The organism is Micromonospora costi, from assembly GCF_003626655.1.
Classification (GTDB): Bacteria; Actinomycetota; Actinomycetes; order Mycobacteriales; family Micromonosporaceae; genus Micromonospora; species Micromonospora costi.
The window spans coordinates 290,335-314,167 of record NZ_RBAN01000005.1 but is presented as its reverse complement, the minus strand read 5'-3'; the positions used below and the strand labels follow the sequence as shown (position 1 = coordinate 314,167).

At 70.7% G+C, this 23,833-nt stretch carries 22 protein-coding genes and 1 pseudogene; 13 read left to right on the top strand and 10 right to left on the bottom strand.

Annotated features, from left to right (window positions below):
- Window positions 1-25 precede the first annotated feature (25 nt).
- The gene (locus tag D7193_RS27025) at window positions 26-1,006 is read left to right on the top strand and encodes a glycine betaine ABC transporter substrate-binding protein (RefSeq protein WP_206611999.1); all 981 of its coding nucleotides are present in this window, start codon (window positions 26-28) and stop codon (window positions 1,004-1,006) included.
- A gap of 236 nt (window positions 1,007-1,242) precedes the next feature.
- Window positions 1,243-2,370 (top strand): low temperature requirement protein A, encoded by a 1,128-nt coding sequence (locus D7193_RS27020; protein ID WP_158674875.1) that lies wholly within the window; start codon window positions 1,243-1,245, stop codon window positions 2,368-2,370.
- 31 nt (window positions 2,371-2,401) lie between these two features.
- Here D7193_RS27020 and D7193_RS27015 read toward each other — a convergent pair whose 3' ends face one another.
- Window positions 2,402-3,280: an NmrA family NAD(P)-binding protein gene (locus tag D7193_RS27015; RefSeq protein WP_120782429.1), complete on the bottom strand. Its 879-nt coding sequence runs from the start codon at window positions 3,278-3,280 to the stop codon at window positions 2,402-2,404.
- A gap of 101 nt (window positions 3,281-3,381) precedes the next feature.
- Here D7193_RS27015 and D7193_RS27010 point away from each other — a divergent pair, with 101 nt between their 5' ends.
- Entirely contained in the window at window positions 3,382-4,239 is an 858-nt protein-coding gene (locus tag D7193_RS27010) for a LysR family transcriptional regulator (protein WP_120782428.1), read from the top strand.
- A 247-nt stretch (window positions 4,240-4,486) separates the two neighbouring features.
- Here the strand turns inward: D7193_RS27010 and D7193_RS27005 are convergent, their stop codons facing one another.
- Window positions 4,487-4,945: an Lrp/AsnC family transcriptional regulator gene (locus tag D7193_RS27005; protein WP_120782427.1), complete on the bottom strand. Its 459-nt coding sequence runs from the start codon at window positions 4,943-4,945 to the stop codon at window positions 4,487-4,489.
- 109 nt (window positions 4,946-5,054) lie between these two features.
- Here D7193_RS27005 and D7193_RS27000 point away from each other — a divergent pair, with 109 nt between their 5' ends.
- The 5 genes and pseudogenes from D7193_RS27000 to D7193_RS33555 all read left to right on the top strand — a co-directional run bounded on the left by D7193_RS27000 (window position 5,055) and on the right by D7193_RS33555 (window position 8,424).
- On the top strand, window positions 5,055-6,113 hold the full coding sequence (locus D7193_RS27000) for a Glu/Leu/Phe/Val dehydrogenase dimerization domain-containing protein (RefSeq protein WP_120782426.1): 1,059 nt from the start codon (window positions 5,055-5,057) through the stop codon (window positions 6,111-6,113).
- A 42-nt stretch (window positions 6,114-6,155) separates the two neighbouring features.
- Window positions 6,156-6,551: pseudogene (locus D7193_RS34770) on the top strand (DUF2000 domain-containing protein); the annotation flags it as partial.
- 138 nt (window positions 6,552-6,689) lie between these two features.
- The gene (locus tag D7193_RS34765) at window positions 6,690-7,139 is read left to right on the top strand and encodes a DinB family protein (RefSeq protein WP_377456376.1); all 450 of its coding nucleotides are present in this window, start codon (window positions 6,690-6,692) and stop codon (window positions 7,137-7,139) included.
- A gap of 302 nt (window positions 7,140-7,441) precedes the next feature.
- Window positions 7,442-8,077 carry a nucleotidyltransferase domain-containing protein gene (locus D7193_RS26985; protein ID WP_120782425.1) on the top strand — a complete coding sequence of 212 codons (636 nt, stop codon included), beginning with the start codon at window positions 7,442-7,444 and terminating at the stop codon, window positions 8,075-8,077.
- Window positions 8,078-8,280: 203 nt separating this feature from the next.
- Complete coding sequence (locus tag D7193_RS33555) at window positions 8,281-8,424, top strand: hypothetical protein (protein ID WP_158674874.1); 144 nt, start codon at window positions 8,281-8,283, stop codon at window positions 8,422-8,424.
- On the opposite strand, the gene D7193_RS26980 is transcribed toward D7193_RS33555, so the two are convergent.
- Window positions 8,421-9,176 (bottom strand): formylglycine-generating enzyme family protein, encoded by a 756-nt coding sequence (locus D7193_RS26980; protein WP_120782424.1) that lies wholly within the window; start codon window positions 9,174-9,176, stop codon window positions 8,421-8,423. The two genes, D7193_RS33555 and D7193_RS26980, sit on opposite strands and share 4 nt — an antisense overlap.
- A 134-nt stretch (window positions 9,177-9,310) precedes the next feature.
- Here D7193_RS26980 and D7193_RS26975 point away from each other — a divergent pair, with 134 nt between their 5' ends.
- Both D7193_RS26975 and D7193_RS26970 read left to right on the top strand, forming a co-directional pair.
- Window positions 9,311-9,691 (top strand): hypothetical protein, encoded by a 381-nt coding sequence (locus D7193_RS26975; RefSeq protein ID WP_187356272.1) that lies wholly within the window; start codon window positions 9,311-9,313, stop codon window positions 9,689-9,691.
- Between the two features lie 28 nt (window positions 9,692-9,719).
- Window positions 9,720-11,006 (top strand): MFS transporter, encoded by a 1,287-nt coding sequence (locus tag D7193_RS26970; protein ID WP_120782423.1) that lies wholly within the window; start codon window positions 9,720-9,722, stop codon window positions 11,004-11,006.
- Window positions 11,007-11,177: 171 nt separating this feature from the next.
- Here the strand turns inward: D7193_RS26970 and D7193_RS26965 are convergent, their stop codons facing one another.
- On the bottom strand, window positions 11,178-11,585 hold the full coding sequence (locus tag D7193_RS26965; protein WP_120782422.1) for a hypothetical protein: 408 nt from the start codon (window positions 11,583-11,585) through the stop codon (window positions 11,178-11,180).
- A gap of 97 nt (window positions 11,586-11,682) precedes the next feature.
- Between D7193_RS26965 and D7193_RS34650 the strand changes: the two genes are divergently transcribed.
- Window positions 11,683-14,358 carry a helix-turn-helix transcriptional regulator gene (locus tag D7193_RS34650; protein WP_120782421.1) on the top strand — a complete coding sequence of 892 codons (2,676 nt, stop codon included), beginning with the start codon at window positions 11,683-11,685 and terminating at the stop codon, window positions 14,356-14,358.
- Between the two features lie 92 nt (window positions 14,359-14,450).
- Window positions 14,451-15,473, top strand: coding sequence for a hypothetical protein (locus D7193_RS26955; protein ID WP_120782420.1), 1,023 nt, complete (start codon window positions 14,451-14,453; stop codon window positions 15,471-15,473).
- A 701-nt stretch (window positions 15,474-16,174) separates the two neighbouring features.
- On the opposite strand, the gene aroA is transcribed toward D7193_RS26955, so the two are convergent.
- Both aroA and D7193_RS26945 read right to left on the bottom strand, forming a co-directional pair.
- Window positions 16,175-17,452, bottom strand: coding sequence for a 3-phosphoshikimate 1-carboxyvinyltransferase (gene aroA / locus D7193_RS26950; protein ID WP_241563514.1), 1,278 nt, complete (start codon window positions 17,450-17,452; stop codon window positions 16,175-16,177).
- Window positions 17,453-17,518: 66 nt separating this feature from the next.
- The gene (locus D7193_RS26945) at window positions 17,519-18,262 is read right to left on the bottom strand and encodes a DinB family protein (protein WP_241563526.1); all 744 of its coding nucleotides are present in this window, start codon (window positions 18,260-18,262) and stop codon (window positions 17,519-17,521) included.
- A gap of 153 nt (window positions 18,263-18,415) precedes the next feature.
- Here D7193_RS26945 and D7193_RS26940 point away from each other — a divergent pair, with 153 nt between their 5' ends.
- A complete protein-coding gene (locus tag D7193_RS26940) occupies window positions 18,416-19,108 on the top strand; it encodes a hypothetical protein (protein WP_241563512.1) in 693 nt (230 codons plus the stop codon).
- A gap of 37 nt (window positions 19,109-19,145) precedes the next feature.
- Here D7193_RS26940 and D7193_RS26935 read toward each other — a convergent pair whose 3' ends face one another.
- From D7193_RS26935 to D7193_RS26920, 4 genes are read right to left on the bottom strand one after another with little or no spacing between them, the layout of a single operon-like run.
- Window positions 19,146-20,717 (bottom strand): hydrogenase large subunit, encoded by a 1,572-nt coding sequence (locus D7193_RS26935; protein ID WP_120782418.1) that lies wholly within the window; start codon window positions 20,715-20,717, stop codon window positions 19,146-19,148.
- Complete coding sequence (locus D7193_RS26930) at window positions 20,714-22,204, bottom strand: proton-conducting transporter transmembrane domain-containing protein (RefSeq protein WP_120782417.1); 1,491 nt, start codon at window positions 22,202-22,204, stop codon at window positions 20,714-20,716. Before D7193_RS26930 ends, D7193_RS26935 begins: the two co-directional genes overlap by 4 nt.
- Window positions 22,201-22,863 (bottom strand): hypothetical protein, encoded by a 663-nt coding sequence (locus D7193_RS26925; protein WP_120782416.1) that lies wholly within the window; start codon window positions 22,861-22,863, stop codon window positions 22,201-22,203. The genes D7193_RS26930 and D7193_RS26925 overlap by 4 nt, the downstream gene beginning before the upstream one ends.
- A gap of 12 nt (window positions 22,864-22,875) precedes the next feature.
- A complete protein-coding gene (locus D7193_RS26920; protein ID WP_120782506.1) occupies window positions 22,876-23,820 on the bottom strand; it encodes a respiratory chain complex I subunit 1 family protein in 945 nt (314 codons plus the stop codon).
- Between the last annotated feature and the right edge of the window lie 13 nt (window positions 23,821-23,833).

The following is a 23,833-nucleotide window of genomic DNA, read 5'->3' as shown; positions in this document are numbered from 1 at the left end:
GCGCTGCGCGTCAAGGAGGTCACTCATGCGTACCCGAATGCCGTTTGCCCGACTGGCCACCGGAGCCGCGGTCGTCGCCCTGGCGGTGACCGGCTGCTCGGTGACGACTGAGGCATCCGGCGACGTCGTCGTCGGAGAGGGCTCGATCAAGAAGGACGACGCACTGGCGGGCCAGACCATCGTGGTCGGCTCGAAGGACTTCACCGAGAACATCGTCTTCGGCCACATCACCATGCTGGCGCTGAGGGCCGCCGGTGCGGACGTGACCGACCGGACCAACATCAAGGGATCGGTCAACGTCCGAAAGGCGCTGCTCGCCGGTGACGTCGACGTGTACTGGGAGTACACCGGCACGACGTGGATCACCTATCTCAACAACACCGATCCGATTCCGGACTCACAGCAGCAGTACGACGCGGTGGTCAAGGAGGACAAGGAGAAGAACAACGTCGTCTGGGGCCCCATCGCGCCGGCGAACAACACCTACGCGATGGCCGTACGCGAGGAGAAGGCCAAGGAGTGGAACCTCCACACCCTCACGGACCTGGCCGCGTTCGCCAAGGACAACCCGGCCGAGGCAACCTGGTGTCTGGAGAGCGAGTTCGCCGGACGCAACGACGGTTGGCCTGGAATGACCAAGATGTACGGCATGAACGTGCCGTCCTCGAACGTCAAGATCGTCGACACCGGGGTGGTGTACACCGAGACGAAGAAGGGCGAGTCCTGCAACTTCGGTGAGGTCTTCACCACGGACGGCCGGATCAGCAACCTCAACCTGCGGGTGCTGGAGGACGACAGGAGCTTCTTCCCTATCTACAACCCCGCGCTGACCGTCAACGGCGCCAGCGCCGACAAGTACCCGAACCTGATCAAGATCCTGGAGCCGGTCACCGCCAAGCTCGACGACGAGACCATCCGCAAGCTCAACGAGCGGGTCGACGTCAAGGGTGAGCCGGTGGCGCAGGTCGCCGCCGACTGGATGAAGGAACAGGGCTTCATCTCCTGACCACCAGACGGACCGTGACCGGCTCTCTTCCTGGGCAGTGAGGAGAGCCGGTCACGTTGTCCGGCGGCGACGCGGAGCCGGGCGGGTGCGGCGACCACTCGTCGACCGCGGTTCTACCCTTTTTTGAGTAGCTTGCCGAGTTCCCACCTTATGGTGGAGTCCGGATCGGCGGGACGCGGGTGATGGGGGACGAACAGCCAGGCGGGCTACTCAGGGCGCCCCGGGAACGCCAGCCGGTGGCGCTCCTGGAGCTCTTTTTCGACCTGGCGTTCGTCTTCGCCTTCACCCAACTCTCCCGAAAGCTGATCTCGGATCTGACCTGGACGGGGGCGTACCAGACCCTCGTGCTGCTCCTCGCGGTGTGGTGGGTCTGGAGCCTTACGGCGTGGCTGACGAACCGGTTGGACCCTCGCCGCGCCACTGTCCAGGCGGTCGTCCTGGGCACCATGACGGCCAGTATCGCGATGGCTGCTGTTCTGGCCGACGCCTTCAAGGAGCGCAGCGTTGTATTCGCGGGCGTCTACGCCGCACTCCAGATCGCGATGGCGCTCTTCTTCGCCGTCGCCCTGCCCCAACCGGAACGGCGCACCGGCTGGCGACTACTCATCTGGTCCACCGGCACCGGCGTGCTCTGGATCGCGGGCAGTGTCACCGGCGATGCCGCACGCACCGTGCTCTGGACCCTCGGCGCGGCGGTCAACTACGCCGCGTTCACCCTCCGGTTTCCCACCCCACGGCTCGGGCGGATAACCGCACCCGAGTGGCCCGTCGCCGCCGAGCATATGGCGGAGCGGCACCGCCAGCTCTTCATCATCGCCCTCGGCGAACTGACCCTCGTCACGGGGCTCACCTTCACCCGGACGGACTTCACCGCCGACCGGACCGGCGCCTTCGCGGCCTCGATCCTCACCACCATGCTCCTCTGGAGGATCTACGTCTTCCGCGCCGGGGAACTACTTGCCGACGCCATCGACGTCGCCACCGATCCGATCCGGCTGGCCCGCCCCATGGCACTCGCCCACCTGACAATGGTGGCCGGCGTGGTCGTCACGGCGGTCGGCGACGAACTCGTCATCACCCAACCGTTCGGCCACAGCGACCCGGCGTGGGTCGCCGTACTCGTCGGCGGACCCGCGCTGTTCATCATGGGACGGGCCCTCCTGGAACACACGGTCTTCGGTCGGGTTTCGCCAGACCGACCGATCGCCCTGCTCACCCTGATCGGGCTGGCGCCACCGCTGCTGTTCGCCCCGCCGCTGCTGGCCGCTGTCGCCATCGCCGCGGTCCTCGCCGCCGTCGTCCTCTCCGACGCGCGGGACGCCCGGAAGCATCCGCCAGCCGCACCACGGGACAGACGGTCGTAGCGGGAACCGGGATCGGCAGGATGGCTGTGTGTCACGCGTCGGCGGCGGGCTTCAGCACGTCGAGGCACCACTGGCGGAAGGTGGTCGGCGTGCTCCACTCGGGGGTACGGGCCACGCCGTTGTCCAGGCCCTCGTTCTTGGCCACGGCCATGTCGAGCATGCCCTGCGCGATGGCCTCGGAGAGGCCGGCCCGCCGCATGTTCTCCTTGAAGGCCTCGCCGGGGACCTGCTGGTAGCGGACGGGACGGCCGAGCACATCGGCGATGATGGCGGCCATCTCCTTCTGGGTGAGGTCCTCCGGGCCGAGAACGGGCACCTCCTCGAAGCCGGTCCACGTGTCGTCGCGCAGCAGGCAGGCGGCCACCGCGGCGATGTCCCTGGTGGCCACGGTGGGCGCGGACAGATCCGGCACGACGGGGCCGTACAGGACGCCCTGCTGGGTGATCGGGGTGAGCTGCCGCAGCACGTTGTCCATGAAGGACGGCATGGTCAAGGCCCGGTACGGCACGCCGGTCGCAGCGATCAGGTCGTCCATCGCGAGCGTCGCGGTGACGTGCCCGGCCCGCCCGGCCACCGGCGTGCCGCGGCCCAGCGCCGAGATGCCGACCACGCGCGGGACGGCGGCCAGCGCGTCGAGCACCGGGTGGGTGAAGCCGGAGTAGGCCTCGTCCAGGCTCGTCGACCGCGGGTCGGCCGGCACCAGCCAGAAGACAGCGGCAGCGCCCGCGAACGCCTCGGCCACGACGGCGGGGTCGCCGTGCGAACCCCGGACGATCTCGATCCGCTCGACTACGCCCGGCGCCAGCCGCGCGGGGTCACGGGCCACCACCCGCACGGACGCGCCGGCCTCGAGCAGATCCTGGACCAGACGGCCGCCGATGTGGCCGGTCGGAGCGGTTACCACAATCATGACTTTCGTCCCTGTTCGGTGGGGAAACTGACGTCCCCAGTCAACGCGGGTCGGCCGCGGAGCGGAAAGACCATCTCCCTCTGGATTGATACCGTGGCGGTATGAGTGATCTGGAGGCGCGGCAGCTCCGCTACTTCGTGACGGTCGCTGAGGAGCGGCACTTCGGCCGGGCCGCCGAGCGGCTCGGCATGGCCCAACCGCCGCTGTCGCGCGCCATCCGCGATCTGGAGCGGCAGCTCGGCGTGCAGCTTCTGATCCGCACCACGCGGCAGGTGGCGCTGACCCCGGCCGGCGAGACGCTGCTGGCCGACGCCAAGGTGGCGCTGGACGCGATCAGCGCCGCCCAGCGCCGGGCCCGACGGGCCGGGCAGGAGACGCCGGCCCTGCGGCTGGCGCTCAAGGCCGACTACGACGGCGGGCTGCTGCCGCCGATCCTCGAGGCGTACGACGTCATGCCGGTCGAGCTGCTGCTCGGCGGGCGCGGCGAGCAGGTGCCGGCGCTGCGCGACGGGCGTGCCGACGTGGCGCTGATCCCGGCGCTCGGCGACGAGGACGGGCTGGACAGCGAGCTCCTGCTGACCGGGCCGAGCATGGTGGCCCTGCCGGCCGCCGACTCCCTGGCCGCACGGACGACCATCCGGCTGGCCGACCTGGCCGGCCGGCGGCTCCCCGACGGGTCGCCGGCCGAGCGGGCCCTCATGGTGGGCAACCGGCGGCCGCTGGACCTCGCGCAGATCTTCAACCTGGTCGAGGTGGGCACCGCCGTATGGTTCCTGCCGGAATGGGTGGCCCGGCGGTACTCCCGGCCGGGCACCGCCTTCCGTCCCGTGCCGGAGCTCGAGCCGGTGACGCTGAAGGTGGCCTGGCCGGCCGAGTCGCGCTCGCCCGCGGTGGCGGCCTTCGTGCGCGTGGCCCGGCAGATCGCCGAGGCGCCCGAGAAGCAGCTGCTCCGCCGCTAGGTCCTCCGCTACCCCGGGGCCAGAGTCGCCGGCAGGGGTGAGTGCACCACTGCTCCCAACCCGCTCCCCCGATCCGGCCGTGCAGCAGGCGGCCGACGTCGGTCGTGGGCTGCCAGCCCCGCAGCTTGGCCGGCAGCGGCGCTGACTCCCGCGGACGCATCGGTCGATCGCACACCACGCTCACAACGCCGCGCCTGTCAGGGCAGATGTGCGCGCAATCCTGGCGGGTCGGGACGGCGCTTCCCTCTCACAGATCCAGTGGCTCGATGACCTGTTTCCGGGCATGTTGATAGATCACCGAGCTGCGGAAGCCGGCGATCTCGCGGCGTCCGCTGAACTTGTCCATGAGGAAGGCGTGCAGGCTGTCCACGCTGGGCACGGCGACGTGTACGAGGAAGTCGTCGCCGCCTGCCACGACGAACACCGACAGCACCTCGGGCAGCCCCATCGCGTACTTCTTGAAGCCGTCGATGACGGTGCGGCTCAGAGGCCGGACCTGCACGTGCAGTAGTGCCTGAACGCCGCGGTTGAGGGCGGTCAGGCTGATCTCGGCGTGGTATCCGGTGATCACGCCTCGCTCCCTCAGCACACGCACACGCTCGAGGCAGGTCGACGGCGCGATACCGACGGCGCGGGCCAGTTCGCGGTTGGTCTGCCGCGCGTGTGTCTGCAGATGCTGGATGATCGCCGTATCAAGTTCGTCCACGACCGTGATCTTGCCACTTTCTCCGAACGACGTTCGGTGAGACCAAGTTGGTGCCGGTCATGTGCCTACTGTCGGTCCCGTTCCGACGAGCAGGCGAGGGGAAGCCATCATGGTCGCGACCGACATCGACACCGACACCACGCACGAACAGGTCGTCGTCAGGCGGGGCGCACGATCCGGTCTGCCGATCGTCGTCGCGGTGCACTCCACCACGCTCGGACAGGCCATCGGTGGATGCCGGCTGGCGCACTACCCACACTGGCGCGACGGCCTGGACGACGCGCTGCGGCTCTCGGCCGCGATGTCGGACAAGTGCGCGCTGGCCGGGCTGCCCCACGGCGGCGGCAAGACCGTCGTCGCCCTGCCCCTCGGCATGACTCTGGACGGCGCCTCCCGCCGAGCGGTGCTGCACGACGTGGGCGACGTCATCGCCGGTCTGGGCGGCACCTACGCGACCGGTCCGGACGTCGGCACCGGCCCGGACGACATGGTCACGATCGCCGAGCGGACGCCGTACGCGTTCTGCCGACCGGTCGGCGCCGGCGGCAGCGGCGACTCCTCCGAGCACACCGCCGTCGGCGTCCTCGCCGCACTGCACGCGTTGTGCGCCGAGCGGTTCGGATCGTCCGACCTGTCCACGCGCAGGTTCGCCGTGCTGGGCCTTGGCCGCGTCGGCGGCCACGTGCTGCGGATGCTCGCCGGCGCACGCGCGACGCTGGTGGCAAGCGACGTCGACGACAGCCGACGTACGCTCGCCGGCGCCGCCGGCGCGGCCTGGGCCAGCCCGCAGGATTGCCTGACCGCCGACGTGGACGTGCTCGTCCCCGCCGCCCTCGGCGGCCTGCTCACCCCGCGCACGGTGCCGAAACTGCGCTGCGCCGCGATCGCCGGACCGGCCAACAACCAACTCGATACCCCGGCCACCGCCGACCTGCTACACCAGCGTGGCATCCTCTGGGCCCCGGACATCATCGTGAGCGCCGGCGGCATCATCCACGCCACCGCCGTCGAACTCCATCACGAGACCCCCACCCAGGCCACCGTTCGGGTCCGCGGCATCGCCGACACCCTCACCGACATCCTGCGCACCGCCCGCGCCACCGGCTCGACCCCGGCCGACGCCGCCCGCTCCCACGCCCGCCACCGCATCCGGAGTGGCCGCCACTGACCACAGCCACCACCGACCTCCGATCGCCCTGGAGCCCTCCACATGACCCTGGCAACCAAACTCGTGATCGTCATCCGTGCCGACCTGCCAGCCGCATGGGCTGCCAACGCCGCAGCAGTGCTCGCGTTGAGCCTCGGCGGCCGACTGCCCAATCCACCGGCGGCCGACGCCAAGGACGGCTCCGGCGAGCCGCACGCCGACCTGAACCCCCATCCGGTACCCGTCCTGAGCGCCACCGCCGACCAGCTCCGCGACCTGCACCGAACGGCGCGCGCCGACGGCAATCTGATCACCGTGGCCTTCGACGAGGTCGCCCGACGGGCCCGCACGTACGACGACTACCTGGCCGCGCTCGCCGCAACACCCGCGGACGAGATCCACTACGTCGCCGTCGCGGCGTACGGCCCACGCAGCCGAATCACCGCCCTGACGAAGCGATTCCCCCTCTACGCCTCCGACGCGCCGGCCACCGCACAGCCGGATGCCACCCACCGGAGAGCCGGGTTGTTCCCCACCGCCGACGACCGCCGGTTCAGCACGCCCGCCAACGGCAGTGAACGGCAGCTGCTGCACGACATGCTGCGAGCCCAGCGCAATACGCTGAAGCTGAAGTGCTCAGACATCGAGGACGACCTGGCTCGCCGAGCGGTGCCACCATCGACGCTGTCGCTGCTGGGTTTGATCCGGCACCTCGCCGACGTGGAACGCCTCTGGTTCCGCCAGGTCCTGGCCGGGCAACACTCACCGCCACGGTTCTCGTCCCCCACCAACCCGGACGGCGACTTCGACGACGCCCTACCCGATCCGGGCGTCGTCGCCGCAGCCCGCCGAGCCTGGCACGACGAGATCACATTCGCCGACGCGTTCATCGCCAACGCCAACAGTCTCGACGTCGAGGGCCACGACAGCTGGCGCGGCACCGTCTCGCTGCGCTGGGTCCTCGTCCACATGATCGAGGAGTACGCCCGCCACAACGGACATGCCGACCTGCTCCGCGAACGCATCGACGGAACCATCGGCATGTAAACCGTGCCGGCCGGGCGCGGATGGATGCTGCCCCAGGTGTCGTGATCACCGAGATCTCGACACCACGCTGATAGGCGGCGTCGGCGTTCCCCGCAACCGGTTCGGCGTTGGCGACTGACACCGATGGGAGGACCGCCGCCGGCATGACCACATCCGAGCTGGGCCCGCCCCATCGCCGTTCCGTCTCGACGGCAAGCTACGTCTCACCGCGCGGCTACTCGCGTGCCTGTTCGGCTCGTCCTCGTCCATGAGCCGCGCCGTACCGGGCGCACGGGGGGCGAGAGGCCTGTCAGCCTAGGTTCATGCGGTACGACCCACAGCGGCACATCTGGTCGGCGCTGTCCGTCACCGAGGCGCGCTCGCTGCTCACCGGCCTTCCTACGCGCTGGTGGCTTTCCGGCGGTTGGGCCATCGACCAGTGGTTGGGATTCGAGAGCCGGCATCACGGCGACATCGATGTCAGTACCCTCCGGCCTGCTCTCCCGGCCTTGCTCGACGGCATGTCGGCACGGTTTCGGCCCTTCGCCGCCATGAACGGGCGCCTGCTGCCGCTGCCGGAGCACCTCGACGACCCCGCGCTGCACAACATCTGGCTACACGACAAGAACCGCGATCGCTGGGTCCTCCAAATCAATCTGGAGGACGGCGACGAGACGGTCTGGCGGTATCGCCGTGATCCACGCATCACGCTTCCCTGGAGTCGCGCCGTCGCGCTCGTACGCGGGATACCGACAGGGACGCCAGCTACTCAACTGCTGTGGAAGTCGCGAGATCCCCGTCCCCGCGACGAACACGACCTGACCATCTCCCACGGCGTCCTGCGCGCCGAAGACCGCCGATGGTTGCGCGAGGCCATCCGCACCGCCCACCCGCAGTCGCCGTGGGCGCGGGACCCTCGTCTGGCACAGCAGCCGCCAACCGCACGAGGCCACCCCTGATACCCAGCCGAGAGAGGCCTTGCCTGGCGTCGCCGATGTCGTGTTCCGCTGGCCGTCGTCCCGGGGTGCCGGGGCACGCGGATTCGCCGTGACCAGTCCGCACCTGAGCCGGCCGGCCCCGGACGCTCCCGCACTGCTTCCCCGTGCGTAGGGTCACCGCCGCCTCACCCCACAGGCCGGGGTTACAGGAGGCGGGTCAGATCGTGCATCTCGGCGAACTGCCTGTCGGGGTGTGGTGCTGGCAGTCGCAGGAGGTCTTCGGCGTCGCGGTCGCGCTGCTGCCTGGCGAGCCCGACCGAGGCGCGTTCGAGCGCCGGGTGACCAACGAACGGAACGGCCGCGCCTAGCGGGATGGCAATGGTGCGACCGGGCGGACCGCGGTGAACTGAGCGTGCTCGTACCGCGTGGCGGACAGCAGCAACAGCCACTCGTCGCAGCCCTGCCAGGGGTAGAGGTCGGCGGCGCCGCCGCGTACGGTCCGGTTCCCGTCGCCGATGCGTGGCCGGGCGTCCGTCGGCGCCGCCGCGAAACCGGGGATCCACACGTCGGCGCAGATCTCATTCGCCGAGCCCATCGCCGCCAGGCCGAACGCGTTCTCCGCGGCCGCCGTCCGCTCCTCATCACCGAAGTCGTCGAGAAGCTGGTCCTCGCCGGGTTTCCCGTCGCCGCGGAAGGTCAGCGTGGTGGTGCCGGCCCGGGCCGCGTACTCCCACTCGGCCTCGCTGGGCAGCCGGAACGGCATCGCCTCGATCAGGTCGTCAAGGTCGTCCTCGAGCCGTGCCGTGCCGGAGTCCTTGTCGGCGTAATCGTCCTCGTATTCGGGCAGCCAGTACCGGACCTGCGCAACTGTCAGCGGATGCCGGGCGATCAGGAACGGTTCGACCCGCACCTCGCGCACCGGCCGGGCGTTCCCGGCGCCGGCGAAGAACGCCTCAAGAGTGTCCTCGGCTCCTCCGCTGCGCTCAATCGCGCGTACCGCGTCCAACTCCGCGTCAGACAGGCCCATCCGGAACGTGCCGCGCGGCACCTCCCGGAACACCACGCCTGACACGGTGTGCCGCCACGCCGGACGCCCAGCCACGATCTCCTCGGTCCACATGGCGCCGAACGCTAGCAGTCCCGCCAACTGCTCGACGTCAGCCGAAACCGTCGCTCGCCGCCGCCGATCACGACCGGAGCGTGCGGGGCTCAGCCCCTGTCCCCTTCCCACAGTGGAGGCTCTGGCCTGCGCCCGTGCAGCGCTTCTGCTCCCGTCGTTGGCACGAGTCGCGCGGCGACGACTTCGACGGCTGGGGCCACTCCGTCTGGTACTTCGCGGTAGATGACGGCGGCTGGCCTGTCCGCCAGGTGCAGGCGTACGACAACGGCCCGGTCCGTCGCTACGGGCCCGACCATGAGCAAGACCAGTACGGGGGCCTCGGGCTGGCGAGCCTCAACGACCCGGACGACGACTGGAACGACTACGTTGTCGACCGGAACGAGTTCGAACGAGTGTGGCACTCGGCGGACAACAAACAGCTCGTCACTCACGAGCGTGGGTTCGGCACGGGAAGGTCTCGTCACGAGGACGGACGAGGTTCCACCGGTAGACGACCCAGAACCGCTCCACGCTGATCGTTGTCCTGTTCCGAATGGAGGTCTGATGCTGGCTCCGCTGCGATACGGCGCGTTCCAATACCTGGCTGCTGGCCGGCTGGTCAACATGGTGGGCAACGGTGTCGCTCCGATCGCGCTGGCGTTCGCCGTGCTCGATTTGACCGGGTCGGTGCGTGACCTGGGCCTGGTGGTCGGCGCGAGATCTCTGATGACCGTGCTGTTCGTGCTCTTCGGCGGGGTGGTGGCCGACCGGATTCCGCGCCGGATGGTGCTGGTCGGCTCCAATGCGCTAGGCGCGCTGACCCAGGCGGCGGTGGCCGCCCTGGTGCTCACCGACACGGCAACGATCCCGCTCCTACTGGCGCTCAGTGCGGCCAACGGCATCGTGAGCGCGCTGGCTCAGCCAGCCTCGGCCGCCGCGACGCCGCAGACGGTGCCGCCGGAACTGATCCAGCCGGCCAACGCGATCATCCGGCTCGGCATCAACGCGGGCATGATCGGTGGCGCTTCGCTCGGCGGCCTCCTTGTGGCCGCCGTCGGCCCCGGCTGGGGTCTCGCCGTCGACGCGCTCACCTTCGCCGTCGCAGCCGTCGCGTTCGTCGGAGTCCGGGTCGCTGCCCCGCCAACGGAGAAAACCCACACCGGTGTCATCGCCGACCTCCGAGAAGGCTGGACCGAGTTCACCGCGCGCACCTGGGTCTGGGCAGTGGTGCTCGGGTTCATGATCCTCAACGCGGCCCTCGCCGGCGGCGTCAACGTGCTCGGCCCGGCCGTCGCCGACGAGACGATCGGCCGAAGCGCCTGGGGCGTGGTGTTGGCAGCGGAAACCGCGGGGATGGTCCTGGGCGGCCTCATCGCGCTGCGGGTCCGGGTACGCCGGCTGCTGCTGCTCGGGGTGGCCTGCATGTTCGCCGAGTCGTTCCTTCTGCTGGGGCTGGCCCTGACGCCCACGGTCGCCGTCCTCCTTGTCGCCGGAGTAGCGGTCGGAATCGCCGTCGAACAGTTCGCGGTGGCCTGGGACACCTCGATCGCGCAGCACATCCCGCCCGACCGACTGGCCCGCGTCTACTCCTACGACATGTTGGGATCCTGGATCGCCATTCCACTCGGCCAGATCGCGGTCGGACCGCTCGCCGCGGCGATCGGCACCCGCGACACCCTGCTGATCCTCGCGGCACTGGTCGTGCTCTCCGTCCTCGGCATGCTGACCAGCCGAGAAGTCCGCCGGCTGCAAGCGGTAAACCCCGACCGCGACACTGACGCAGCGCAGGCCGGGTCAGCCGATGATGAACCCGGTGATGCCGCCCCCGCCGAACCAGTCGCCCGCGCCTGACTGAACAGGGCACAAGACGGCGCTCAAGTGCTCGCGCCGCCCTAGCCGGGCAGATGGAGTCGTGGACCGGGTCGCAGAGCTGAGCCTCATCACTGGACGCGGCGGTTTCGCGGGAACCGGCCCACGCCCGGTGCCCGCTCCTCCCGGAGCGGGCACCGGGTCGCAGCGCGGTCAGATCGTCCGGCGCAGCCCGGCGAACTGCAGCGCGGTGAACCCGGCGACCACCACGGCCTGAGCGATCACGAGTGCGACGCCGAGGCCGGTCAGCGGGAACCAGCCGGCGACGAGCAGCTCGACGCTCGCGGCCACCCACGCGATGTTGACCGCGATCACGACAACCGCGACGGGCCGGCTCACACCCGGCCGGGACGCGAGGGCGAGCAGGGCCGCCGCGAAGGCGATCAGGAACGCGCCGACCGGGTAGAGGAACGCGGCGGGAAGGCCGAACATCTGGCCGAAGATCGCAGCGGCGACGACGTAGACGACTCCGTTGGCGCCCGAGCCGATCGCGTCCTGCTTGAGGGCGAAGCGGAGCAGCTTGGCGTCGACGGTGTGGGCGGGGGTGGCGATCGTGGTCATCTCGGAGGTCCCTTCGTGGTGCTGACGTGCGTCTGGTCACGAAGCTACGGAGGGTGCGGCCATGCCGAATCAGTCGTCGTGACGGTAGGTTCCAGTCGTGCTGTACGGTCGGTCCGAGGAACAGGCAGAGATCGACCGGCTGTTGGACGGAACCCGGGAGGGTCGGAGCGGTGCCCTGGTCCTGCGCGGCGCGGCGGGGATCGGCAAGTCGGCGCTCCTGGAGTACGCCGCCGATCGCGCGGCCGACATGCGGGTGCTGCGCGGCGTCGGGATCGAGTCCGAGGCGGCCCTGCCGTACGCCGCACTGCACCTGCTCCTGCGCAGCGGGCTCGACCGGATCGACGCGCTGCCCGACGCCCAGGCGACCGCGCTCAGCGGTGCGCTGGGCCTGCGCGACGCCCCACCGGAGAGCCGGTTCCTGGTCGGTCTCGCCACGCTGAGCCTCCTGTCCGAGCTGGCCGGGGACCGTGCGCTGCTCTGCCTCGTCGACGACGCGCAGTGGTTCGACCAGGCCTCCCTCGACACCCTGTTGTTCGCGGCGCGCCGGCTCGAGGCTGACGGCGTCGTCATGATCTTCGGCGCTCGTCCGGAATTTCCGGCCACCGGCCTGCCCGAGCGCCGGCTGGGCGGCCTCGACGACGCGGCGGCCGCCGCGCTACTCCCCGCCGACCTTCCGCCGCAGGTGCGGGAACGCCTTCTGCAGGAGTCGGCCGGCAACCCGCTGGCGCTCGTCGAGTTGCCGGCCGCGCTGACGCCCGAGCAGCGGGCCGGGCGGCTGTCGCCGGTAGGTGCGATGCCGGTGGCCGACCGGGTCCGGGAGGCGTTCCACGCGCAGATGAGCGGACTTCCCGAGGCCGCGCGCACCGCGCTGCTGATCGCGGCGGCGGACGGCTCGGGTGAGCTCGCGACGCTGGTCGCCGCTGGCGCGTCGCCCCCGGGGCTCGAAGCGGCCGAGCGGAGCCGGCTGATGGGGATCAACGGCTCGACCGTCGGCTTCCGTCATCCCCTGATCAGGGCCGCCGCGTACCAGAGCGCTCCGCTCACCGAACGCCTCGCCGCGCACCGGGCCCTTGCCGACGCCCTGACCGGCTCGGCCTCGCCGGACGCCGCCGACCGGCGCGCCTGGCACCTGGCCGCCGCCACGCTCGGTCCGGACGAGGACGTCGCCCGACAACTCGAGGAGGCGGCGGGTCGAGCCCGTACCCGGGGCGGGCACGCCGCGATGGCGGCCGCCTACCAACGCGCTGCCGAGCTGAGCGTCGATCCGGTACGCCGGTCCGCCCGGCTGGCCGCCGCGGCGCTGGCCGCGAGCGACGCCGGCCTGATGGGCCGGGCCGCCGCACTCGCCGACAGCGCCACGCCGGACGTGGATGACCCGACGATGATCGTGGCGCTGACCCAGGTCCGCGCGCACCGCGAGGTGGAGCTGGGCACCCCGCTGGCGGCCGGCCGGATCATCCTTGACGCCGTCCCCCGCGTCGCGGTCCACGCCCCCGATCAGGCCACCTGGCTGCTGGTGGAAGCCGTCCGCTGCGCCTGGTTCTCCGGTGACGTCCCGCTGGCGGCGCACGCGGCCGCGATGCTTCGTGAGCTGCCGGTCACCGGTTGGCCTCTGGCCGACCAGGCGGAAGGGCTGACCCGGTTGCTGGGCGGAGACATCGCCGCTGGCTTGGCACTCCTCGACGCAGGGCGCGACCTGTCCGGGCTCGGCGTACCGGGGCTGACCTTCGCCGCCGGCGCCTGCCTCGCGGCGGGCCGGGCCGCCCTCGCCGAGGAGATCGCCGGACGGGTCGCGGCGGACTGCCAGCAGAGCGGGATGATCGGCTGGCTGGCATTCGCGCTGCAGGACCAGGGGTTCGCCCAGGGCCTGCTCGGCCGGTACGGCGACGCGATGGGGACGCTCGACGCGGGGCTGCGGCTGGCGCGGGACCTGGGCCACGAGCACCGGGTCCTCCACCTCACCTGCTGCCTCGCCTGGATCCTCGCCGACCAGGGAGACGTGCCGGGGTGCCGGGAGAAGGCCGAGGAAGGTGTCCGACGCGCCGACGACCGCGGGTTGGTGCTCGCCGCGACCATCGGGCGTTGGGCGCTCGGCCGGCTGGAGCTCGGCCTGGGAAACGCGGACGCGGCGCTGAGGCACCTGGCGGCCGTCCCGCCGACGGGTTTCGGGGTTCTCGCCGCCGCTGACCAGGTCGAGGCGGCCGTGCGCAGTGGCCGGCCGGACCGGGCCGGGGAACCGCTGGAGCGTTATCTGACCTGGGCGCGGCACGTCGGTCAACCGGTCTCGGACGCGGTCGCTCTCCGCTGCCAGGCCCTCGTCGACCAGGACGAGGCCTCCTTCGCGGATGCCGTTCGCGTCCACGAGCGCGTGGACCAGCCGTACGAGCAGGCGAGGACACGGCTCGCCTACGGTGAATGGCTGCGACGGTCCCGGAGGCGGGCGGACGCCCGTGTGCAGCTACGCGGCGCGCTGGAGATCTTCGACCGGCTCGGCGCGGAGTTGTGGGCCCGCCGGTCCCGTGCCGAGCTGCGCGCGACCGGGGACGTGCCGGCCGCGCCGCGCAGGTCGGGGGACCCGTTGAGTGTGCTCACCCCCCAGGAGCGGGAGGTGGTACGGCTGGCGGCCGGCGGCGCGTCGAACCGGGACATCGGCGCCCAGCTCTTCCTCAGCCCTCGGACGGTGGGCTACCACCTTTACAAGGCGTTCCCCAAGCTGGGCATCACGTCGCGATCCCAGCTGGCGGCGATCGCCCGCTCCGCGATGGTCGAGTGACGACGATCAGCACTGTCCGATCAAGGATCCGTCGCGCGGTCAGCGGCAGAAGCGGATACCGCCGGCCGGTCGCAGGTGTAAGGAGGGTGTCGATGGTTGACAAGGACGTGGCATGGTACCAACGGCTGCTCGAGGCGCAGCCGGATCTGGTCGAGTTCCCCTGGTGCTGGACGGTCGTCCAGCCGTTGACCAAGCCAGTCACCGTGGCGGAGGTCGCACGGCGGCTCGGCGGGGACCCGGCCAACATCGAGGAGCTCGCCGGGTGGGACTTCGAGGAACCTGACGGTACGTTGCACCTGCACCAGGTGGGGCCCGCCGTGGTCATGTGCCAGACGGGGGGTTGGGAAGGCGTCCGCGACGAGGCCCTGCGGTGGTTATCCGATGGCGTCTCGGTGCACAGCTCGTGGTGGAGCGAGGCCAACGGACGCAGTTTCCTGTGTTACGCCGCCTTCGGCCTGGTACTGACGCGACTGGAGCACCTCGACGACAATCAGCCCGCCGGCGAGCACCCCACGGCCCTCGACGAGGATCGCGCTCCGCTGCGCGACGATCCGGGCTACCCAGCCCAACTGGCCTTTGTCGAGCGGCGCACCGGCATCCGGTTGGACCCCGCCTGGTTGGACCAGCCCCACGCCACCGTGGTCATACGCACGCCGATCCCGGACGATCCGCGCCCGCCGGGCACATTCGGCTCGACTGATCCGGACCTGGCGGCCATGTTCCTGCTCGCCGACGAGTCCACACAGCGGGACGCGCTGCGGTGGGTGCTCGACTTACTCGCCGATGAGCATGACCTGCGCAGTGAGCCTGTGGTCCGCACCGTGCTCGACGCGTTGCCGCAGGACTGGCCGACTGGCGAGGACCTATCGCAGGAGCTGGAAGCGCTGCGCTTCCGGCTGACGCAAGAGCTCAACGCCAGCCCGGGAGGGTCACCCGAGCGCTGGCGGCACTACTACCGCGTGCGCGCCGCTGAAGCGTTCGCGGCGACGGTAACCGGCTCCCGTGACCGGTCTCACCCACCGGACACGTTGTGGTACGCCCAACAGGCGTTTCAACAGCGGTGGCCAACCATCCGCGCGGAACTGTGGCGGCGGGCACGGCGTCAACGCCGGTAGTGCGGCGGCTTCACGGAGGCACAGCAGGCCAGCGACAACGGCCTCATCCTGCTGCACTGGCTCATGGCAGCTTTGCACGCCAACGAGGGTTAGTGATCCGCATTGGATAATCACGGTTGCGGCGCAAGGCCGACGCCCGCCACCCGACGTGCCCGCGCAACGCCGTGGGACGCCCGTTACGCGGCGATCGCCACCGACGCTGAGGCCCCAGCGATCGAACGCAGCCTGACCAGACCCGGCAAACGTTCAGGGGGCCATACCGACGAGCCGAAGCAGCGCTCGTCTTGGCATGAGCGGACGCCGCCGGACTGACGCGCTCGGCGCGGTCGGCGGCGGCCTGGAGGTGTACGGGATCTTCGTCGCCGGAACGATCGCCGGGGTGAGCGCGGTGACCGCCGGCCTGGTGATCGGCGGCCTGGGACTCGCCGCCGTCTCCTACGTGGGCATGAACCGGGCCGCCGAGGCCGGCGACACGGGCGGCGTGGTGGCCGGCGCGGTCGGCATCGGCGCCGGCCTGGCCATCGCCCGGCGCCCTCGGCATCCTGGCCGGCAGTGTGGTGATCGCCCTGGTGGTGCTCGCGGTCGGCATCGTGGCCGGGACGATTGGGCAGCGCGCCGCTGTCACGCCATCGGCGGGCAGACGTTGCCCCGATGGCTTGCTCCGCTAGGCGAACAGTTTCTCTGCCCTCGTGCTTGGCCGGTCATCTCAGGCGGTCAAGGTCGCGGAAGAATCCCGGGTAGGTCTTCGCCACGCATCCGGGTTCAGCGATCTCGATGCCCGGCGTCCGGAGACCCAACAGTGACAGGCTCATCGCCATGCGGTGATCGTCGTAGGTGACGAATCGCGTCGGTGTCGGCGCGCCAGGGCGGACGGTGAAGCCGTCGTCGTGCTCGGTGGCGTCGATACCGGCTCGCCGCAGCTCGGTGACAACGGCCGCGATGCGGTTGGTTTCCTTGCCGCGGATGAACCCGATCCCGCGGATTCGGGTGGGTGTGTCGGCGAAGACGGCGACTGCGGCCAGCGTCTGCGCGGTGTCTGAGATGTCGGCCATGTCAACGTCGATGCCGTGCAGCGCGCCAGTACCGATGACCGTGAGACGGTTGGGGGCGCGTTCCACGCGCGCTCCCATGCGCTCCAACACGTCGGCGAAGGCCACATCTCCCTGCAGGCTTGCGGTGCCCAGTCCCTCCACCGTGATCCGGCCGCCGGTGATCGCGGCCGCAGCCAGAAAGTACGAGGCCGCGCTGGCGTCCGGCTCGATGGCGTAGTCCGTCGGGCGGTAGCTGCCGGGGCGCACACTCAGCCCGTCGGCATCCACTCCGAACGCCGCCATCACGGCAACGGTCATCCTGAGGTATGGCACGGACACCAGCGGGGAGGTCAACTCCACGTCCAGGCCGTCACGCATCAGCGGCCCGGCCATCAGGAGGCCGGACAGGAATTGACTGGACAGATGCCCGGACAGTTGGACATGACCGCCGCGAATAGGCCCGGCTACCGCGACGGGTAGAAATCCGGGCCGTCCCAGTTCTTCGACGGTGGCTCCCAAATGGCGCAGAGCCTCGATTACCGGTCCGAAGGGCCGCGCTCTGAGCTGGGTGGTCCCGTCGATGGCGCTGCGGTGTGGGCTCAAGGCTGCGGCCGGCAGGATGAACCGTGAGGTGGTCCCGGAACTCCGTGCGTCGATCGTCGGCGCTCCGGCCGATGCGCGGGGATCGGCACCGGTCACCGTGACGGTGCTGCTCGCCTCGTCCACCACCACCACGGCACCGAGTGCTCTGACGGCACCAAGCATGGCCCGCGTGTCATCAGCGAGCAGCGTGCCAGTCAGTGTGCTTCGGCCAGGGGCCAGGCTGGCACACAACAAAGCCCGGTTGGTGATGCTCTTCGAGCCCGGAGGCCTCACCGATGTATCGGGCGGTACCGGCAACGGGGACACGGTCAGGACATCCGGAAGATCTTCGGCGATGGAGGCCACAGCCACAGTCTCCCAGCGGCGTGCAGGAACGCGTGTCACGTCACCAACGCCCGTGGGCAAGAACACCTACCCAGCGTCCTGTGCCTCGATCAGGTCGAGGTCGCGGACGCAGAAGCCGTGGTGCTCGAAGGTCTCGTTGAGCACCGTGCCGAGGCACTGCCGCACCGAGCGGCCCCGGGCGTACGGGGGCCAGACATCGTCGTCGGGCACCGGCGCTCGCGCTGCGAGCTGCGCGGCGGTGACCCCGTCGAGCCAGGCCTCGAGCTCGGCGGCCTGTGCGTCACGCACGCTCACGATCTCGTCGAGGGTCGGATCGAGCGAGAGGTCAAGCCCATGCGCTCCACTGTAGGGCTCAACCGTCGGCCCGATGCCCATCGGCGTGAACAGCTCCGTCGAGCCCAGGCAGCAGCGGCGGAACCACGAGTCGTGGACGAAGACCAGGTGGCGCATCGTCTGCACCGCCGACCACTCGTCGTTCACGCTGCGGCGCTCGATGCCGGGCGTACGGCGGATTCGCGCGATCGTGGCGGCCCAGCCGGCATGGAGCTGACGCGATGCCTCGCGCAGATCGGCAGGGTCCTCGGAGCGGATCAGCACCCGCACCGGATGACGCCGGTCGAGCTCTGCCTCGACGTACTCGGTGACCTCGACACCGTTCACCACGAGGTTGGTGACGAGCCCGTCGATCACGGCATCCTGCATGACGACGCCGATCAGGCGTGCCCCGGTCAGGTCGCACTCGCGGAACTCCGCACCGTGCAGATCCTCGTCGACATACCGTGTCATGCTCCGCATCCTAGGTTCGAGCACCGACAAGCCACCCTCCCCGGCTTGACTCGGCCTCTTCGATGATCTCGACACCTGTCGATCGGGTGGCGCGGACCCGACAACTGCGCCCATGTCCGTCGACCCATGCCAGGCCGAATGCTTGCCTAGCGACGAATTAAGTTTCGCTTAGCAACAGTGCTCATCGACCTGGGGGGTCGGTACCTTGCCCGGATGCGACACCTCGGAACTGTGATCGCCGCAGCCGTCGTGGGTCCCCTGTCGTGGATCCTGTTCGCCGCCGGCCAGGGCAGGTCGATACGGGCGTTCGAGAACGCACCGGACGGCGCTGTGCCCGACAGCGGTGAATTCCTTCAACCTGCGCTCGTGCTGGCAGCCGCCGGGATCCTCCTCGGACTCATCGCCACACTCCGGATCTCCCCGCTGGGCGCTGCGCTCGCCGGGTTGCTCTACTCGGCCAGCTACCTGGGCCTGCTGTTCAACCCGAGCATGGTGACGAACCTGCTCGACCACACTCCGACACTGGCCGGTTACGAGATCGACCTGATGGCGCCGGCCCGGACCGGAACGAGCCTGCTGGTGGGCTCGCTGATGCTCGTCGCGGTTGTGAGCGCCCGCCGTTGGCGGCGCTGGCCGGAGCCGGCCACCGACACGGACACGGCTCTGGCAACGGACGACATCAACGCGACCGCGAAGGACCGCCCGTTGGGCGTGGACGGCCTCGGCCTCAACCCGCCGGCAGAGGCGCCGGAGCCCGTCCCGGCCGGCGGCTCGGGCTGGGCCGGGCGCTCCGACTGGGCCAGGGCACTCTCGGGTGACCCTGCGGACGGGCAGGGTGCATCGTCCTGGACGCGCCAGCCGTCACGGTGAGCAGCCCACCGCCACAGCCACCAACAGCTGACTCCGCCTACAGGTCGTTGCCCGCGTAGGTGAGGTTGAAGCTTTTGTTGGTGAGAGGAAAGTCGGGAACGATGGTGTCGGCGAGGGCAACGGGCAGCGCCGGCCAGTTGAAGAAGGACGGATCCACGATCTTGACGCGGGTGAGGGTGGCGTCGGGGTCAAGTTCCACGCGGTGGGTGATGGTTCCGCGCCATCCTTCGACTATGCCCACCCCCGACACCGGCCGCTTCGGCGCCGGTCGGCTGCGCCAACTGCTCGTCGTGCCGACGGGCAGCGCGGGTAGCAGGGCGGTGAGGATCGCCGCAGATACCTTGACCTCCTCGGCCCGGACCAGGAAGCGGGCGAGGACGTCGCCGCCGGTGTGGACCGGGACGGTGAGGTCACCGAGGTCGGTGAAGGGGTGGGCGAGGCGGGCGTCGTCGGGTATGCCGCTGGCGCGGGCGACGTAGCCGAGCGTGCCGATGTCCGCGGCTTGCCGGCGGTCGAGGACGGCGGTGCCGGAAAGCCTGTCCCGGACGATGGTGTGGCTGAGGGCGATGTCGACGATCTCGGCGACGTCGGCGGCGATGTCGTGGAGGGCGGCGCCGTCGGGGACGTGACGCAGAGTGGCGCCGCCGGGGAAGACGCTGCCGCGTAGCAGTCGGTGCCCCGTCGTGTGCTTGTTGAGTCGCAGGAGTCGTTCCCGGATGCGTTGGGCGTGCGCGTTGACGATGCCGTAGCCGACGTCGTTGCAGATGGCGCCGATGTCGGAGACGTGGTTGTGCAGGCGCTCCAGTTCGAGCAGCGCGGCTCGGGCGCGCTGCGCGCCGGGTGGGACGCGGCAACCGAGGGCGTCTTCCACGGCCAGGCTGTAGGCGATGGCGTGGCCGACGGCGGTGTCGCCGCTGATCCGTTCGGCCAGTGCGACCCGCTGGTCCGCCGGGTGGCCCTCGAAGAGCTTCTCGATGCCCTTGTGGACGTACCAGAGGCGGGCCTTGAGTTTGAGGATCGTCTCACCGACCACGGAGAAGCGGAAGTGGCCGGGCTCGACCAGGCCCGCGTGGACGGGGCCGACGGGGATCTCATAGACGCCGGGGCCTTGGACGGTGAGGAACGGGAATGGTTCGGATTCGGTGAGGGGTGGCCGCGGTCCGGCGTCGTTGCGCATGGGATGCCAGCCGTGTGGCCAGTGTGGGTGGCGTACGAGGCGGCGGGGCAGGGGGTGCTGTCGGGGTTGTACGCCGTACAGGTCGTGCATCTCGCGTTCGAACCGGCCGGCGGGGAAGGACAAGGCGGCGAGGCTGGGCACGGCGGGGTTGTGGGGATCGGTGCGCAGGTGCAGTTCGGTACGCCGGTCCGGCGGGCCGGCGGTGAACAGGTACACCACGCGGATCGCCGCGCCGCCGGCGTGGGTGGCATGGTCGTGGTGCGCGGCGACGAGAGCCAGGCGGGCACCACCGGCCAGGAGGTCCCGCGCGTGCTCGGTCAACTGGTCCGCGGTGACATCGACGGCGGTGGCCGGCGGTGGCGTCGGGTGGCCGTTCGCGTCGACGGCGCGGCTCGCCGGTGGTCGCCCGCCATCGTGCCGGTTGTCGGTCATGGTCGGTGCCCTCCCAGGACGGTGTCGGCGGCGGCGTCGAGGAGATCCTGCAGCGGACCGAGCGTCACCCCGAGCGTGGCCGCGGCGGCGAGCCCGACGGCGAGCGGCAGGATCGCCGTTGCCCGGGGGCCGTCGGCGTGGACGGGCTGGCCGCCTGTGGTCGCGGTGGGCGCACCGAGCAGCATGCCGGCGCTGTGCCGGCTGATGGCGGCGAAGGCGAGTAGGACGAGGGCGAACGCGATCGCGGTGGTCCAGCCGTGTCCGGCGGCCATTCCGGCGCGGGCGATGCCGATCTCGGAGGCGAAGAGGCTGAACGGCGGCAGGCCGAGGACGGCGAGCAGGGCCAGGCTGAAGCTGCCGGCGAGGGCGGGGTGACGGCCGGCGAGTCCGCGTACCGCGGTGATGCGGGAGCTGCCGGTGGCGGCCAGGATCTGTCCGGCGCCGCAGAACGCGACGGCCTTGCCGAGTCCGTGGCCGAGGACGTGCAGCAGGACGGCGGTGATCGCGAGCCGGCTGCCGGTGGCGGTGCCGAGGGCGATGAGACCCATGTGCTCGATGGACGAGTAGGCGAGCATGCGTTTGTAGTCCCGTTGGGCGATCAGCAGGAGGGCTGCGACGGCGAGGGACGCGAGTGCGGCGATGATCAGCAGGGTTCGGGTGTAGGCGGGACCGAGCACCGCGTCGGTGATGGTCTTGTAGCGCAGGATGGCGTAGAACGCGACTGACAGGAGCACTCCGGACATGAGGGCGGAGACGGGGGCGGGTGCTTGGCTGTGCGCGTCGGGTAGCCAGGCGTGCATGGGGGCGAGGCCGGCTTTGGTGCCGAAGCCGAGCAGGATCAGTCCGGCAGCCAGGCGGGTCAGGTCCGGGTCGAGGGTGGTCGCGTGGTTGACCAGGTGGGTCCAGTCCAAGGCGGTGGTGCCGTGGGCTCCGGCGGCGACCGCGGTGGCGTAGACGCAGACGGTGCCGAGGAACGCGATGCCGATGCCGACCGAGCACAGCACGACGTACTTCCAGGCAGCTTCCACCGAGGCGCGGGTTCGGTGGTGGCCGACGAGGAACGCGGTGACGACGGTGGTGGCCTCGACCGCGACCCACAGCAGGCCGAGGTTGTCCGCCAGCACGGCCAGGCTCATCGCGGCGAGGAACAGCTGTACGAGCGTGAGGTAGCGGCGTCCCCCGTCGGCGTTGTGGTCGCCGGTGGTCGTCTCGGCTGCGAGGTGGTGCACGCCCGCCCAGCAGGCCACGGTGCCCACGGCGCCGATGACGATGATCATGAGCGCGGTCAGCGCGTCAGCGCGCAGCAGGCCGGAGACGACCGCCGGCGCGTCGGTGACGGTGGCGCCCAGGACGCCGCCCGCAAGCAGGATGGCCGCGGCGGCGGCCACCCCGATCCAGGCCGCGGCACGGCGGCGGATCAGCATGCTGAGGATCGCGGCGGCGACGGGGGCGACCAGCGGCAGGTGGAGGGCGACGGTTGGGGTCATCGGTCGTGAAGCTCTCGTAGGTCGTCGAGGTCGGTGTCGCCGAATGCGGCCTGCAGGCGGGTGGTCAGCACCTGCAGCACGAGTACGGCCAGGAGCAGGTCGACGGAGACACCCAGTTCCATGACGAGGGGCACACCGCCGGTGGCGAGGAACGCGACAGCGGCGATGCCGTTGTCGATCAGCAGGACACCGATGATCTGGGAGATGGCCCGCCGGCGCGTGGTGGCCAGGAAGAAGCCGATGAGCAGCACGGCGATGCCCACCGGGGCGGCATGGGCGGTCGGTTCGGGTCCGAGCGCGACCAGCGGGCGGGCTGCGGCGTACGCGAGCAGGGTCAGCGCGGCGGCGGCCAGCAGAGACGCGGAGACGTTGACCAGGGGTGCCGTCTCGCGGGCCTCCGGCACCCGCCGCAGGACCCGGCGTAGCAACAACGGGAGCAGGACGGCCTTGAGGATCCCGACCCCGGTGGCGACGGCGATGGCCTCGCCGCTGCCCACGTCGACGGCGAGCAGGGCGGCGATGCCGGTCAACGCCACACCCTGCACGGTGAGCAGACCGATCAGTGCGGACAGCTCGCGGCGCCACAGCACACCCACGGCGGTGAGCACGAAGAGCCCGCACGCGAGGTTGAGCAGCTGGGTGTGGAAGGGCCCGGACATCGTCGGCTCCCGTTAGGCCAGCACGGCGGAGGTAATGACGGCCAGCAGGCCCAGGACGAACGAGCCGGCGAGCAGTTCCGGGACGCGGAAGAGCCGCAGCTTCGCGGTGAACACCTCGGCGACGGCGAGCAGCCCGCTCAGCACGCACAGCTTCGCCACGAACAGCGCGGCGGCGAGCGCGACGGCGACCGGGTGGAGGTTGGTGGCCACTCCCCAGGGCACGAACACCGTGGCCAGCAGGCCGAGCAGGATGGTCAACCGCATGGCCGAGGCCCACTCGACCAGGGCCAGGTCACGGCCGGAGTACTCGAGGGTCATGGCCTCGTGCACCATGGTCAGTTCCAGATGGGTGGCCGGGTTGTCCACTGGCAGCCGTCCGGCCTCGGCCAGGGTGGCGATGGCCAGTGCGGCTGCGGCGAGGGCGCTGGCGGGACTGAACACCCGCGCCTGGTCGGTGGTGCCGGCCGCGACGATGGCGCTGAGGTTGGTGGAGCCGACTCGGGTGGACAGGGCGAACACCGACAGCAGCAGGGTTGGTTCGACCAGCGCGGCGATGGTCATCTCCCGGCTGGCGCCCATCCCACCGAAAGCGGTCCCGGTGTCCAGCCCAGCCAGGGCCAGGGCGACGGTCCCGAGCAGCAGCAGCCCGACCACGACGATGAGGTCGGTGCTGCTGGCCAGCGGATTCTGGGTGGACAGGTACGGCACGGCGGCGGCGACCATCAGGCTGGTGGCCGTCAACACGGCAGGAGCGGCGGCGAAGAACACGCCCGCGTCGGCGGGGATGAGCGGCTCCTTGCGGAATTGTTTGCGCAGGTCTCGCCACGGCTGGGCGATCCTGCCGCCGCCGCGACCCTCCAGCCGGGCGCGGACGGCGCGGGTGAACCCGAGCAACAACGGGGCGACTGCGGCGACCAGCACGGCCTGCGCCGCGGCCACGGCCCACCCGGCGCTCATGCGAGATCCCTGC